The sequence below is a fragment of the Kitasatospora griseola genome, from assembly GCF_044999035.1.
Classification (GTDB): Bacteria; Actinomycetota; Actinomycetes; order Streptomycetales; family Streptomycetaceae; genus Kitasatospora; species Kitasatospora griseola.
Map to the genome: position 1 here is coordinate 3,700,815 of NZ_CP173360.1, position 14,231 is coordinate 3,715,045.

A 14,231-nucleotide genomic window follows, 5' to 3' on the forward strand; every position below is an offset into this window, starting at 1 on the left:
CGGGAGCGGGGCCCCCGTCCGCGTCTCACTGCGCGAAGCGCCGCAGCAGGTTCTCGGTGACCTGGCGGGTGAACGCGCCCGCCCGCCCGTCGATGCCGTGGATCGCGCTGCCGCCGGCCGGGCCGGTCGCCTCCAGCGACTCCACCCACCGCATGGTGCCGGTGGCGAAGACCAGCGCGCCGCTGCCCGCCGGGTACAGCGCGGTGTCGGCGAACGAGTGCCGACCCTCGCAGACCACCGGGGAGTGCGAGAGCACCTCGATGCCCTGCGGCGTCGGGTAGGACGGGTTGACCCGGTCGTACTCGACGCCGACCAGGTGCGGGAAGCTGTCGCCGGCCTTCGCGCCGGTGCCCGCGAACAGCCAGTGGCCGGGCGCGGTGACCACGTACGGGGCGTCCACCGGGTAGCCGTCGTAGATCACGCCGAGCAGCGAGGACTCCGGGTCGGCGCCGGGCGGGGAGCGGAAGTCGGTGGTCGCCGGGTGCCCCGCCCGGTAGCCCGGGTCGTCCTTCCAGGCGCCCTTCCAGCAGACCACGGTGCGGTCCGGGCCGGTCGGCGACGGCTCGTACCGCACCCGCCGGAAGCAGCAGTTGGCGCCCAGGATCGCCAGGTGGGTGCCGGCGTCGCGGGCCGCGGTGAAGTGGGCGCGCTGCTCGGGCGACCAGTACTCGTCGTGGCCGAGCGAGAGCGCCGCCTTGGCGCCGCGCAGCAGGTTCGGGTCGGCGGCGACGTCGATGCAGGTGGCGTACGACAGCGGGATGCCGAGCTTCTCGGCGAGCGCGACCAGCGGGGCCTCGTAGACCAGGAACAGGCCCGCACCGTCGTCGTACTGGTACGGCCGGTCGAAGCTGACCTGGTACGAGCGGGTGGGCAGCCCGCCGGACGGGCCGTTGTACAGGTTGTAGCCGCCCCACTCGTTGTAGGCCTGCCAGGTGGCGACCGCGTTGACCACCACGGTGGTGCCGGCGGTGCTGCGCGAACGCACGGTGAGCGGCACGTAGCGCTGCCCGGCGCCGCCCTCCGCGTCCAGCCGCAGCAGGTAGCAGCCCTCCGGCCAGCCGGTGGTGTCGACGGCGGTGGAGCGCGACCAGGAAGTGATCACCATGCGGGTGGCCTGGTCGACGGTGAACGGCTGCTGCTTGGCGCCGGGCACCCGCCCCGACCTCCACACCTGACGGGCCCGGGCGCCGCCGTACCAGCCCATCCGGTAGGCGGTGACGGTGAAGCCGGGCGCGGTGGTGGAGACGTGCAGGCCGACCTGCTCGCCGGGCAGCACGCTGGCCCGGTCCGCCCAGCCCTCGATCGCACCGGCCGGGCCGGCGTTGGTGATCGCCCAGTCGGCGTTGCCCGGTCTGGCGTTCTCCGCCGCGGTGGCGGACGGCGCGGGGCTCGGCGCGGCGGCCGCGGCGCTGCCGCCGGGTGCGGCGGAGCCGGCGGCGGTGCGGCCCGGGCCGCCCGGGCCGCAGGCGGTGAGCGAGGCGGCCGCTCCGGCGGCCAGGCCCAGGAAGCGGCGTCGTCCGGTGGCGCCCAAGATCACTCCCGTGTTCGTACGGTGTCCCGGGACACCATAGGCACGTCGGCCGCCCGGCGATGCGTCGGCCTCCGCCGGGGCACCGGAACCGGCCGCCCGGGCGCGGTCGCCAGCCGCGGCCACACCACCAGTACGGCGGGCAGCGCCAGGTAGCCGAACCGGCCGGCCGGGGCCAGCGCGAACGCCACCGTCAGGCCCACCGCCAGCAGGTCGCAGGCGGCGACCGCGGTGGCCGGCGGGCGGGTCGGCAGCCACGCCGCGACCGCCAGCGCGCCGACGGCCAGCAGGGTCAGCGACAGGGTGTGGCCGTACGGGCCGAGACCGGCCAGCACCTTGCCCGGCAGCGGGCTGCCGGCCGGGGTGTGGACGGCGGTCAGGCCCAGCGGGAAGCGCACCACCTGCTCGTACAGTTCGTGCGGGTGGAGCGCCGCGACCGGGCCGATCACCGCCCCGCCGACGGCCAGCGCCGGGACGGCGGCCCGCAGCGCCGACCGCGGGCCGTGCCGGCGGTGCAGCAGCAGCAGTGCGACCGGCAGCGCCGGCCAGGCCGTCCACTTCAGCGTGCAGGCCAGCGCCAGCACCAGGCCGGTGCGCAGCGGGTGGCCGCGTTCGGCGAGCGCCATCGCCAGGCAGCAGACGCCGGTCAGCGGCAGGTCGACGCCGCCGACGGCCAGCGCGAGCGCGACCAGCGGCGAGGCGGTGAGCACCGTCAGCGGCAGCACCGACGCCCGCAGCGGGCCGCCGGGGCGCAGCAGCCGCCACCCGGTCAGCAGGCAGGCCAGGAACGCCGCCGCGAACCACAGCCGGACGTCGCCCAGCACCCGCGCCGCCGGACCGGCCTCCCCCAGCACCACCCGGGGCAGGCCGAACAGCGCCATCGCGGGCAGGTACGGGTTGTAGTCGACGACGTGCGGCGTCTCGGTCAGGTACGGGCTGCCGGTGTGCAGCAGCAGCGCCGCCGACCGTTCCACCACCGTCACCTCGGACTGGTGGTGCCCGGTCAGCGCCAGCGCCCCGAGCGGCAGCAGCGCCGCGCCCAGCGCCGCCGCCGCGCCGGCCGCCCGCGCCGCGAGCCCGCACGGCAGCGTCAGCGTCAGCACCGCGGCGAACAGGTACCCGGGCGCCGCGAAGCGCCCCCAGGCGGCCTGGTTGGCCAGGTGCGACATCAGCGGGAACGCCGCCGCCCAGCCCGCGGCCGCCACCCACCCGCCCGCCTGCGCCACCGGATGTCCGAGCACACGCAGGGCCCGTCGGGTGCTCGCCATGGCTCGAAGGCTAGGGCGAAAGCCACGCTCTGTCGCGGGATTCGGGCCGGTTTTATCGGTTCTGTCAGGATTTCGACACCGCTCGGCCTACGGAGCGTCAGCTCGGGTCGGCGGGCCCCTCGGTGCCGGGGCGGCCGGGCCCGGGCAGCGGCGAGGGCAGGGAAGGTCTCGCGGCGGAGCGCGACGATGCCGACGGACACGGCGGTGAACGCCACCGGGGCGCCCGTCGAGGTCATGTCGGCCGGCAGCCCGAGCGGGACGACAGCGGTACCGGCCGGGACGAAGCCCCGCGGCCTGCGGCCGGCACCACAGGGTCCGCGGAGTCCCCGGCGACGGCGGCCCACGGAGCGTCAGCTGGGGTCGGCGGGCTCCTCGGTGCGGGGGGCGGCCAGGCGGGAGTGCTTGGCGCTGTAGGTGAAGTAGAGGACGGCGGCGAGGGCCAGGGCGATCGCGAAGGCGATGAAGGTGTCGCGGTGCAGCTTGGTGATCAGGTAGACGCAGAAGCCGGCGCTGAGCACGGGGGTGACCGGGTAGAACGGGACCTTGAAGCCGCGCGGGAGGTCGGGGCGGGTGCGGCGGAGCACGACGATGCCGACGGACACGGCGGTGAACGCCACCAGGGTGCCCATCGAGGTCATGTCGGCCAGCAGCCTGAGCGGGAAGACGGCGGCCAGCAGGGCGACGGCGGCGCCGACCACGACGGTGTTCCAGACCGGGGTGCCGGTGCGCGGGGAGACCCGGGTGAAGGGGCGGGGCAGCAGGCCGTCGCGGCCCATCGCGTAGAGGATCCGGGTCTGGCCGTAGATCACCACCAGGGTGATGGAGAAGATCGAGACGATCGCGCCGCCGGCGAACACCAGGGCGGGCCAGGACTGGCCGGTGACGTCCTGGAGGATCTGCGCGAGGCCGGCCTTCTGTCCGTCGAACTGCTGCCAGGGCTGGGCGCCGATCGCGGTGACGGCGACCGCGATGTACAGCAGGGTGACCACCCCGAGCGAGATCAGGATGGCCAGCGGCATGGTGCGGCGCGGCTCGCGGACCTCCTCGCCGGCGGTGGAGACGGCGTCCAGGCCGATGAAGGAGAAGAAGATGGTGGAGGCGGCCGTCTGCACGCCGCCCCAGCCGTTGGGGGCGAACGGGGTGAAGTTGCCGGCGTGGAAGCCGGTCAGGCCGATGGCCACGAAGAGCACCAGGATGGCCAGCTTGATGGTCACCATCACGGCGTTGACCTTGGCGGACTCGCCGACGCCGCGGATCAGCAGCACGGTGACCAGGGCGACCAGCACCACGGCGGGCAGGTTGAAGACGCCGTTCTCGCCGGGCGGGGCGGTGAGCGCCGCGGGCAGGTGCAGGCCGAACGCCAGGTCGGCGAACTGGTCGAGGTACTGGCCCCAGGTGACGGCGATCGCGGACGCGGAGACGCCGTACTCCATCAGCAGGCAGACGCCGACGCCGAACGCGACCAGCTCGCCCATGGTGGCGTACGCGTACGAGTAGGAGGAGCCGGCCACCGGGATGGCGGAGGCGAGTTCGGCGTAGCAGAGCGCGGTGAGGCCGGCCGTGACGGCGGCGATCACGAAGGACATCACCACGGCCGGCCCGGCCACCGGGACGGAGGTGGTGAGGACGAAGAAGATGCCGGTGCCGACGGTGGCGCCGATGCCGATGGCGGACAGCTGCCACAGGCCGATGGATCGGCGCAGGTGTCCGGCTCCGGTTCCGCCCGCTTCGGCGATCAGGGTGTCCACGGGCTTGCGCCGCAGCAGGCGGGTGGTGCTCATCGGTCGTCCTTCTGGTGGGGATCAGGCACGGACTGTATCAAATACGCCGATATGCATAGTTATGAGATCTTGGTCGCGGGTCCGGCGGTCACCGGTCGAGGACGGCCTGCATGACGGCCTTGGCGATCGGCGCGGCCAGCCGTCCCCCGGTGACGTCGGTGGCCGTGCTGTCGGCCACCACCACCGCGACGGCGACCGGCGGGGTGGCGGTGGACCCGGCGGGGCGGGCCCAGGCGATGAACCAGGCGTACGGGGTGCCGCTGTTGTCGACGCCGTGCTCGGCGGTGCCGGTCTTGCCGCCGACCTCGGCGCCCGGGATCTGCGCGTTGCCTCCGGTGCCGTTGTTCACCACGTTCACCATCAGCCGGCGCAGCTCGGCGGCGACACCGGGCCCGAACGCCTGCCGGTACAGGGCGGGGCGCATCAGCTGGACCTGGGTGCCGTCGGCCTTGGTGAGCCGGTCCACCAGCTGTGGATGCATCACCCGCCCGTCGGCGGCGACCCCGGCGGCGACCATCGCCATCACCAGCGGGGTGGCGGCGGTGTTGTACTGGCCGATCGAGGACAGCGCCAGCTGCGAGCTGTTCATCCTGGTGTCGAAGTTGGAGCGGGCGGCCCGCACCGGGACGTCGAGCTTGGCGTCGTCGAAGCCGAAGTTCTTCGCCATCGCGACCATCCGGTCGAGGCCGGTCTGCACGCCGAGCCAGCCCAGCACGCTGTTGCAGGACATCGTCATCGCCTCGTCCAGCGACAGCCCCTCCCGGTCGCAGGCGCTGGTGTCGTTGTTGAGCGTGGTGGTGGTGCCGGGCATCACGTACGGGAAGGGCGCGCCGGTGGGGGCCTGGATGTCCGTCACCGTGCCGTTGGCCAGCGCGGCCGCGGCGGTGACCACCTTGAAGGTCGAGCCGGGCGGGTAGATCTGCCGCAGCGCCCGGTTGAGCATCGGCTGGTCGGGGTCGGCCTGCAGCTTCTCCCAGGCGGCCTGGTCGGCGGCGCCGGCGCCGGCGATCGCGCCGGGGTCGTAGCTGGGGGTGGAGGCCAGCGCGAGGATCCGGCCGGTGGCGGGTTCGATCGCGGCGACGGCGCCCTGCTGGCCGCCGAGCCCCTGCATGGCGGCGCGCTGCACGGCCGGGTCGATGGTGGTGACCACGTCGCCGCCGGGCTGCTGGTTGCGGGTGATGGCGTCCCAGACCGCCCAGCCGGTCAGCCGGGGGTCGGTGCCGGTGAGCAGGTCGTCGTAGACGCCCTCCAGCTGGGTGTTGCCGTAGATCTGCGAGGAGTAGCCGGTGACGGCGGCGTACAGCGGGCCGTCGGTGTAGGTGCGCTGGTACGCCAGGCGGCCGCCGGTCGCGACCGAGCCGGTGACGGGCTGACCGGCGATCAGGTTGCCGCGCGGCTGCGCGTACCGCTGGATGGTGGCGCGCTGGTTGGCGCTGTTGTGGTCCAGCTCCTGCTTCTGGAAGACCTGCACCCGGGTGGCCTGGACGGCCAGCAGGATGATCAGCAGCATGCAGAAGGTGGCGGCCCGCCGGCCGGTGGTGGAGATGCCGGGCAGGCCCTGCGGCCCGCCGTTGGTGCCCTCGGGCCGGGTGAACCTCACGCCGCCTCCCCGGGGTCGGGACGCCGGGCGAGGTCGCTCATCCGCACCAGCAGCGCCACGATGATCCAGTTGGTGACCACCGAGGACCCGCCCTGCGCGATGAACGGCAGCGTCATGCCGGTCAGCGGGATCAGGTCGAGGACGCCGCCGGCCACCACGAACACCTGGATCGCGACCAGCGCGGCCAGGCCGATGGCGAGCAGCCGTCCGAACGGGTCGCGCAGCGCGATGCCGGTGCGAAAGCCGCGGGAGACCAGCAGCGCGTACAGCAGGAACACCGCGAGCAGGCCGGTCAGGCCGAGTTCCTCGCCGATGGTGGCCAGGATGAAGTCGGACTTGGTGGCGAAGCCGATCAGCGCGGAGTGGCCGAGGCCCAGACCGGTGCCGAGCTGGCCGCCCCAGGCGAACGCGAACAGCGACTGGGCGATCTGGTTGGCGCCCTGCCCGGCCCGGATCGACGCCAGCGGGTGCAGCCAGTCGGTGACCCGGCTGTGCACGTGCGGCGACAGCCAGCCCACCCCGACCGCGGCGACGGCCGACAGCAGCAGGCCGATGACGATCCATCCGGTGCGGGCGGTGGCCACGTACAGCATCACCACGAACAGGCCGAAGAACAGCAGCGAGGTGCCGAGGTCGGTCTCCAGCACCAGCACGCCGACGAACGCCGCCCAGATCAGCAGCACCGGCCCGAGCACCCGGCCGAGCGGCAGCTGGAACCACAGCACCCGACGGCCGGTCAGGGCGAGCGCGTCCCGGTGCCGTGCCAGGTAGGCGGCGAAGAAGATCGCCAGCAGGACCTTGGCGAACTCGCCGGGCTGGAAGGACAGCGGGCCCAGCGTGATCCAGATCCGCGAGCCGTACACCGGCGGGAAGAACACCGGCAGCACCAGCAGGACGAGGGCCACGAACGCCCCGACGTACGCGTAGCGCTGGAGCCGGCGGTGGTCGCGCAGCAGGAGCAGCACCGCGATGAACAGGCCCACCCCGAGGGTGGACCACAGCAGTTGGGTGGGGGCGGCCTCGTGGTGCGGGGTGTTCCGGTCCAGCCGGTAGATGACGACCAGCCCGACGCCGTTCAGCAGCACCGCGATCGGCAGCAGCAGCGGGTCCGCCCACTTCGCCCGCCAGCGCACCGCGCCGTGCGCGAGCAGCGCCAGGACCCCTAACGCGGCGCCGTACTGGGCGGCGTCCGGCGGCGCCTTGCCGTCGATGTCGACGCCCACCTCGACGTACCCGAACACGGCCAGCCCCACCGCGGCCACCACCAGCACCAGTTCGGTCCACCGCCGGGGCCGCCGGGCGCCGGGCGTCCAGGCCGCCGCACGGGTCGCGGAGTCAGTGGCCACCAGCCGTCCTCCCGTCCTCGCCGGCCCGATGGGGCAGGGACGGCGGGGTGCCGGCCGGCACCCCGCCCAGTACTGCCTGAGGGGGCGTCAGAGCGTGGACGCGGGGTTCGCCGCCCGGGCGATCTCCCGCAGGTGCTCCTCCTCCTCGTGGCTGAGCGAGGTCTGCAGCAGCTCGCCGCCGAACTGCGCGACCGCCGGGATCACCTTGTCCTGGGTGGCGGTGCGCACCAGCGCGAACACCGCGGCGGAGCCCGGGGCCAGCTTCTCGCCGACCTTCCGCATGAAGTCGTCGTCCACGCCGGTGTCGGTGGAGGCGCCGACGGCCGCGCCGGTCGCGCCGCCGATCGCCGCGCCGATCACCGGCATCAGGAACAGCAGGCCGATCACGCCGCCCCACAGCGCGCCGGAGGCCGCGCCCAGACCGGTGTTGGAGACCGCCTGGTGGAGCTTGATCTTCCCGTCCTCGCGGCGCTCGACCACCACGATGTCCTCCAGGTCGATCAGCCGCTGCTTCTGAAGGCCGATCAGCTCGTCCCGGACCTTCTGCGCGGTGGCGACATCGGGGTAGGCGATCGCAAACAGGTTGCTCACGGCGGGGGTTCCTTCCAGCAGGGCTTCGGGCACGTCCCCCAGCACCCTAGCCAGGATTCGCCATATTTATTCCCATCTCCTGCGGTGTGTCCGGTTCCCCGCCGCTCACTCCCCGCGGCGCACCGCGACCGCCACCGCCGCCCACCCGGCCGCCCCCGCCAGCAGGGCCGCGCCCGGCAGCGTCCACCACGGCACGGCCGTCGCGCCGTGCCGCGAACCCAGCACCAGCGCCCGCACCACCGCGTTCGCCGGCGACCCCGGCAGCAGCAGCACCAGCACCATCGCGCCCAGCCCCAGCGGCACCGCGTACTGCGCGCCGGCCACCACCGGACGGTTGCACACCGCGCCCACCGCCGCGCCCGTCAGCACGCACACCACGGTGGCCGGCAGGCCCGCCGCTACCGCCCCGCCGCCACCGCCGCTGCCCACCAGCAGCACCCCGGCCAGGCCCGCCACGCCCAGGGCCAGCCCGGCCAGCGCGGCCGCCGCCAGCGCCGACAGGTGCACCCGCCGCCAGCCCGCGGCCGCCACCAGGCAGGCCCGGGACTGCGCGGGCTCCGCCGTCACCGCCGCCCGCGCCAGCCAGCCCGTCACCGGCACCAGCAGGCCCGCCGAGAACGCCGCCGCCGACAGCGCGTCGTCGCCGCCGGACACCCCGAGACCCATCAGCACCAGGTACACCAGCCCGGGCGGCAGCCAGCGCTGCGAGCGCAGCAGCAGTTCGAGGTGGTAGCGCGTCAGCATCCGCACCGTCATGACGCCTCCTGCTGAACGGACCTGATGTGCACCGGCGGGTGCGCGGCCAGCAGGCGGCGCAGCAGCGCGTCGGAGTGCGCGGCCGGCACGTCCAGCCGGGTGGCGCCGTCGGCCAGCGGCTTGCGCTCGGGCCGGCCCGGCAGCCACTCGGGGAGCTCCTCGGCCTCGACCACCAGCGCCGTGCGCGGGCCGTCGCCGTCGACGGCCGGCAGCGGGACCTCGTGCAGCGTGCCGCCGTCGACCCGGTGGACGGCGGTGGTCAGGCCCGCCAGCCGGGTCGGGTCGTGGTCGACGAACACCACCAGGGCGCCGGCCGCGGCGCGTTCGGCGACCGCGCCGTCGAGTTCGCCGCGGGCGGCCTGGTCGAGCCCCGTCCACGCCTCGTCCAGCAGCAGCAACTCGGCCTCGGCGAGCAGCGCCTGGGCCACCGCGACCTTCTGGCAGGTGCCCTTGGAGAGCCGCCCGATCGGGGTGCCCGCGTACCCGGTGATGCCGAACCGCTCCAGCCAGTGGTCGGCCCGCCGCCGCGCCTCCCCGGCGGCCAGGCCGCGGATCCGGCCCAGGTGGCACAGGTAGTCGCGGACGTCGAACGGCAGCGCGGGCGGGAACCGCTCCGGGACGTACGCCCGGCCGTCCGGCGCCTCGACCGTTCCCCGCTCGGCGCGTTCGATCCCGGCGAGCAGCTTCAGCAGCGTCGACTTGCCGCTGCCGTTGGCCCCCTCGATCCGCACCAGGCCGCCCGGACGGAGCGTCAGTTCGACCTCCCGCAGCACCCACGGACCCCCGCGTCCGTAGCGTTTCCCGACGCCTGCCAGACGCACCGTCATGCGCTCTCCCCGCCTGCTCCGTCGACCAGTTCAGGGTACGTCGCGCTCACCACCCGCATTGGGCGATTGGAACTGACGGTCCCTAGGATGCGGCAGTGATCACCCATACCAAGAAACGACGGACGGCCCGCGGAGCCGCCCTGCTCGGGGCGCTGACAATAGTCGCCGGCACCGTGCTCGGCACGCTGCCCGCGCACGCCGACGAGCCCGGGGCACCGCCCGCCGCGACCGAAGCGCCCAAGGTCGACCTCATCTTGGACGGGTCGGGGTCGATGCGGACCGCCGACATCCAGGGCAAGAGCCGGATCGCGGTCGCCCAGCAGTCCATCAACGAGGTCATCGACGCGCTGCCCGCCGAGACCGAGTTCGGCCTGCGCACCCTCGGCGCGACCTACCCGGGCAACGACCAGAAGGAGGGCTGCAAGGACACCAAGCAGCTCTTCCCGGTCGGCAGGACCAACAAGGTCGAGGCCAAGACCGCCGTCGCCACCGTCCGCCCGACCGGCTGGACCCCGATCGGCGTGGCGCTGCGCGCCGCCGCCCAGGACCTCGGCACCGGCCCGACCACCCGCCGGATCGTGCTGATCACCGACGGCGAGGACACCTGCGCCCCGCCGGACCCGTGCGACGTGGCCCGCGAACTCGCCAGCCAGGGCATCCACCTGGTGATCGACACCCTCGGCCTGGCGCACGACGACAAGACCCGCCAGCAGTTGCTGTGCATCGCCAACGCGACCGGCGGCACCTTCACCGACGTCCGCAGCCAGGACCAGCTGACCCAGCGCGTCAAGCAGATCGTCACCCGGGCCCAGGACACCCACACCGTCACCCCCGCGAAGGTGACCGGCGCCGAGCAGTGCAGCAGCGCGCCGATCCTGACCCCCGGCGTGTACAGCGACCGCGAGAAGTTCTCCGAGCACCGCGTCTACCGGGTGCCGGTGAAGGCCGGCCAGGAACTGCGCGCCTCGGTCAGCGTCACCCCCGACCGGGCCGTCGCCCGTGACTACGGGGTCCTGCTGCAGGCCACCGACAGCAGCGGCCAGGAACTGGTCCGCGGCAGCGACGCGGGCTCCGGCCGCACCGACGTGGCGTCCACCGGCGTCCGCTGGTCCGCGCCGGGCACCGACTCCGCCACCCCCTCGCCGACCTCCGGCGCCGCGGCGAGCACCGACCGCACCGTCTGCCTGATCGTCAGCAACTCCTTCGCCGGCCAGGCCGGCGTCCAGGCCGACGCCGGCCTGCCGCTGGAGCTGACCGTCGACGTCGCCGCCGCCTCCCCCGCGCCCGACGGCCCCGCGATGGGCCTGGGCCGCGGCTGGATCCTGCTCGGTGTGCTCACCCTGGCCGGCCTGCTCGCCGGTCTGATCTTCGGCTGGCTGGCACGCTGGCGGATCGCCGTCTGGCGGGAGAACTGACCATGCGCAAGCTCTTCGCCCTCGCGGCCCCGGCCGCCGCGCTCACCGGCCTGCTCCTGCTGGCCCCGACCGCGACGGCGGCCTCGCCGTCGCCGTCCGCGAGCGGCACCGCCAAGCCGGTGCTCAACTCGGTCGGCACCAGCTTCCTCACCGCCACCACGCTGGCCGCCGGCCAGGACGCGGACGTCCCCGTCTCCACCGGTGACTACCTGTACTGGGCGTTCCCGGCCTCCGAGGGCCAGACCGCCACCGTCGAGGTCAAGGTCACCCTCCCGGACGCCGCCGACCGGCACGGCCCGCAGACCTGGACCGTCGAACTCTTCGACGGCCTGCGCCGCCGCCAGGCCTGCACCTCCGGCCCGCAGAACGGCACCGCCGCGGACAGCGCCACCACCGTGGCCCTCAGCTGCACGCTCCGCCAGATCCGCTCCTGGGCCGAGCCCTGGTCCGGCGACCCGCTGCCCGGCACCTACTACATCCGGCTCTCCACCAGCGACATCCCGCAGCAGGACCTCGGCCTCGCCTCCCAGGTCCACGTGCACGTCGCCACCAAGGGCGACGTCAACGACGCCCAGCCCGAGGGCGGTTCGCTCAAGGCCCCGCTGGTGCCGCCGGTCAACGCCGGATCCACCGCGAGCGGCTCCGCCGCTACCCCGGCCCCCAGTTCGAGCGCCGCCTACGCGGCCGCCCCCGTCGCCGAAGAGACCCACTGGTACTCGGATCTCTTCTCCGGCTGGAACACCCGCTGGTGGTGGACCGTCGCCGGCGGCATCCTCGCCGCCCTCGCCGGCGTCCTCGGCTACACCCTCACCCGCCACCCGCGCGGGCACCGGCCGCACCACCATCACCCGCACCTGTCCGAATAGGGCTGCGCAACCAGGGGCGCGTGGGGGTATCCCACGCGCCCCTGTCCGTTCACGCCCTGAGCTCTGCCAGGATCCGCATCGCCGACATCCCCAGTTCCGCCGTCACCGGGACCTCCGGGGCGAAGTGGCGCTTGAGCACGTCCTCCGAGTACCGCCGGCACTGCTGGTGCCAGTGGAGGACGGCGGCCATCCAGTCCTCCAGCTCGTGGACGTACCCGTCGAGCGCCTCCGACGCCTCGCCCTCGATTGCGAAGTCCTGCTTCAGCAGCGGCAGTTCTCCCTGCACGACGTGCTGGAACTGGCTCAGGCGGGAGCCCATCAGGTCGGCGACGATGTCCACGGCGACGGGGTAGTCGCAGGAGAAGAAGTTCTCCACCACCCGGACCAGGTTGTGGACCTCGCCCTCGTACTCGATCTCCTTCTGGTACGAGTGCAGGTCGTTGACCAGGCAGGCGTAGTCCGCCGCGGAGTTCTCGATCGCCCGCATGGTGCCGCTCCGGTACACCTCGTCGGGGATGGTCTCGCCGCGGCCGAGCCGGGACAGGCTCATCGTCAGGTCGGAGCCGAAGGTGGCGCGTCGCATCTCGATGTAGTCGACAGGGTCGGGGATCCGGTTCTGCGCGCCGTTGGCGAGCTCCCAGAGCCAACTGTCGATCATGTCGCCGACGGCCTTGCGGAACTTGGCCCGGGCGGCGGTGGAGAAGGGCACGACGGTGCGCTGCCAGAGGTCGGCGAGGCCGGCTTCGAGGGCGTTGCGCGGCTCGAAGGGGAGGCTGCCGTCGAGTGTCATCAGCGCGTACAGCCGCTCGTTGGCGAGCTTCGCGCCGGCCAGGTCGCGGGGGGCGCCGAAGACCGGGGGGTAGTAGTCGTCGGCGTAGGTGCCCCAGGTCAGCCAGGCCGAGCTGAGGTCGAGTTCGGCGGCGGTGCCGTCGGGGTCGATGCCGGCGGCGCAGAGCGGGAAGTCGTAGTCGCGGAGCTTCTGTTCGGTCCAGATGTCGGAGGCGGGGACGCCGGGTTCCGGGTCGAGCAGGCCGAACTCGTGGGACCAGCGGACGACGTACTCCCGGGAGGCGTCCACGTGCGGGTTGATCGTGACGGCGTACGGCATCGGGAAGTCGGGCAGCTTCGAGGGCCCGACCCTGCGGTGCGGGACGTGCGCGAAGCTGCGCAGGCCGCGGATGCCCGCCGCGAGGCGGATGTTGGCAGCGGAGGTGCCGAGGCCCTTGGGGCCGAAGGTGGGGGCGGCCGCGCCGCCGCCGTTCATGTAGCGGCTGGAACGCATGTGCCATTCGTGGCCGCCGGACTGCCAGTCCTGCATGCCCTTGACGTACGCCAGGACGCGGGCGATCTCCTCCGGGTCGAGCGCGTGCTCGGCGAACAGGCCGGGGAGTTCGGTGAGCGCGGTGTTCTCGAACTGCTGGAGGCGGGAGGTCAGCAGGTCGTTGACCGCGTCCGCGGCCTCCTGGGTGGAGCAGCCGAGGAAGGTCTCCAACACCAGGACGCCGTTGGAGAGTTCGCCCTCCTCCTGGATCTCGCGCTGGTACGAGAACAGGTCGTTGCGCAGGTGGACGCCGTCGGAGAAGGCGTCGCGCAGCACCCGCAGCGGCCGGGAGTACGCGACCGACTCGGGCACCTCGGCGTGCGCGGCGTACTCGATCAGGCCGGCCGACCAGGGGGCGCCGCCGACCTTGCGGCGCATCTCGATGTACTCGACGGGGTTGGAGACCCGGCCCTCGTTGATGTTGGAGAGCTCCCAGAGGGACTCGTTCAGCAGGTGCCGGGTGGACTCGGCGAACCGGGACCGCCAGTCGGCGGACATGTGCGGGACGGTGCGCTGCCAAAGGTCCGCCAGGCCCGCCTCGACCGGGTTGGTGGGATCGGGGAACCCGTCGGCGAGGTCCATCGGCATGAAGGCGGGCAGGCGGTCCAGGTAGGCCTTGCCGCCCTCGCGGTCGAGGGTGCGCTTGAAGATCTCCAGGAAGTGGTCGTCGAAGAAGAAGACCCAGGTGTACCAGTCGGTGACGAGGTCGAGCGCCTCGCTGTCGCAGTCGGGGTGGGTGTAGGAGCAGAGCAGCGCGTAGTCGTGCGAGTCGAGATCGTGCTCCTCCCAGATGCCCGATCCCTCCAGCATGCCGAAGTCGCGTGCCCACTCCTTGGTGTGCACCCGTGCCTTCTCGTAGTGCGGGTTGATGCGCGCCGGGTACGGCACGTAGAAGTCCGGCAGTTCGAACGGCTGAGCCACTGGGTCCCGCC

Annotated in this window: 11 protein-coding genes; 2 read left to right on the plus strand and 9 right to left on the minus strand. The window is 73.5% G+C overall.

Features of this window, described 5'->3' with window-relative positions; all coding sequences use genetic code 11:
- Positions 1-25 precede the first annotated feature (25 nt).
- From ACI1MP_RS16560 to ACI1MP_RS16595, 8 genes are all read right to left on the minus strand, one after another.
- The gene (locus ACI1MP_RS16560; RefSeq protein WP_404868923.1) at positions 26-1,537 is read right to left on the minus strand and encodes a N,N-dimethylformamidase beta subunit family domain-containing protein; all 1,512 of its coding nucleotides are present in this window, start codon (positions 1,535-1,537) and stop codon (positions 26-28) included.
- Positions 1,534-2,796 (minus strand): glycosyltransferase 87 family protein, encoded by a 1,263-nt coding sequence (locus tag ACI1MP_RS16565; protein WP_380337972.1) that lies wholly within the window; start codon positions 2,794-2,796, stop codon positions 1,534-1,536. The genes ACI1MP_RS16560 and ACI1MP_RS16565 overlap by 4 nt, the downstream gene beginning before the upstream one ends.
- A gap of 350 nt (positions 2,797-3,146) precedes the next feature.
- Complete coding sequence (locus ACI1MP_RS16570) at positions 3,147-4,577, minus strand: APC family permease (RefSeq protein ID WP_380337975.1); 1,431 nt, start codon at positions 4,575-4,577, stop codon at positions 3,147-3,149.
- Between the two features lie 88 nt (positions 4,578-4,665).
- A complete protein-coding gene (locus tag ACI1MP_RS16575) occupies positions 4,666-6,087 on the minus strand; it encodes a penicillin-binding transpeptidase domain-containing protein (RefSeq protein ID WP_380338194.1) in 1,422 nt (473 codons plus the stop codon).
- Positions 6,088-6,173: 86 nt separating this feature from the next.
- Positions 6,174-7,523: an FtsW/RodA/SpoVE family cell cycle protein gene (locus ACI1MP_RS16580; RefSeq protein WP_404868924.1), complete on the minus strand. Its 1,350-nt coding sequence runs from the start codon at positions 7,521-7,523 to the stop codon at positions 6,174-6,176.
- 87 nt (positions 7,524-7,610) lie between these two features.
- On the minus strand, positions 7,611-8,114 hold the full coding sequence (locus tag ACI1MP_RS16585; protein WP_100587625.1) for a DUF1269 domain-containing protein: 504 nt from the start codon (positions 8,112-8,114) through the stop codon (positions 7,611-7,613).
- Positions 8,115-8,219: 105 nt separating this feature from the next.
- Positions 8,220-8,870, minus strand: coding sequence for an ABC transporter (locus ACI1MP_RS16590; protein WP_404868925.1), 651 nt, complete (start codon positions 8,868-8,870; stop codon positions 8,220-8,222).
- Positions 8,867-9,697: an ATP-binding cassette domain-containing protein gene (locus ACI1MP_RS16595; RefSeq protein WP_404868926.1), complete on the minus strand. Its 831-nt coding sequence runs from the start codon at positions 9,695-9,697 to the stop codon at positions 8,867-8,869. The genes ACI1MP_RS16590 and ACI1MP_RS16595 overlap by 4 nt, the downstream gene beginning before the upstream one ends.
- A gap of 95 nt (positions 9,698-9,792) precedes the next feature.
- Between ACI1MP_RS16595 and ACI1MP_RS16600 the strand changes: the two genes are divergently transcribed.
- Both ACI1MP_RS16600 and ACI1MP_RS16605 read left to right on the plus strand, forming a co-directional pair.
- A complete protein-coding gene (locus ACI1MP_RS16600; RefSeq protein ID WP_380337985.1) occupies positions 9,793-11,112 on the plus strand; it encodes a VWA domain-containing protein in 1,320 nt (439 codons plus the stop codon).
- 2 nt (positions 11,113-11,114) lie between these two features.
- Positions 11,115-11,978, plus strand: a complete 864-nt coding sequence (locus tag ACI1MP_RS16605) for a peptidase (protein ID WP_404868927.1) — start codon at positions 11,115-11,117, stop codon at positions 11,976-11,978.
- Positions 11,979-12,027: 49 nt separating this feature from the next.
- On the opposite strand, the gene ACI1MP_RS16610 is transcribed toward ACI1MP_RS16605, so the two are convergent.
- Positions 12,028-14,220: a germacradienol/geosmin synthase gene (locus ACI1MP_RS16610; RefSeq protein WP_380337991.1), complete on the minus strand. Its 2,193-nt coding sequence runs from the start codon at positions 14,218-14,220 to the stop codon at positions 12,028-12,030.
- Positions 14,221-14,231 lie beyond the last annotated feature (11 nt).

Excerpts from the sequence above, each read along its gene's own strand:
- ACI1MP_RS16595 (WP_404868926.1), bottom strand. The coding sequence starts at position 9,697 with ATGACGGTGCGTCTGGCAGGCGTCGGGAAACGCTACGGACGCGGGGGT.
- ACI1MP_RS16605 (WP_404868927.1), top strand. The coding sequence starts at position 11,115 with ATGCGCAAGCTCTTCGCCCTCGCGGCCCCGGCCGCCGCGCTCACCGGC.
- ACI1MP_RS16590 (WP_404868925.1), bottom strand. The coding sequence starts at position 8,870 with ATGACGGTGCGGATGCTGACGCGCTACCACCTCGAACTGCTGCTGCGC.
- ACI1MP_RS16570 (WP_380337975.1), bottom strand. The coding sequence starts at position 4,577 with ATGAGCACCACCCGCCTGCTGCGGCGCAAGCCCGTGGACACCCTGATC.
- ACI1MP_RS16565 (WP_380337972.1), bottom strand. The coding sequence starts at position 2,796 with ATGGCGAGCACCCGACGGGCCCTGCGTGTGCTCGGACATCCGGTGGCG.
- ACI1MP_RS16575 (WP_380338194.1), bottom strand. The coding sequence starts at position 6,087 with ATGCTGCTGATCATCCTGCTGGCCGTCCAGGCCACCCGGGTGCAGGTC.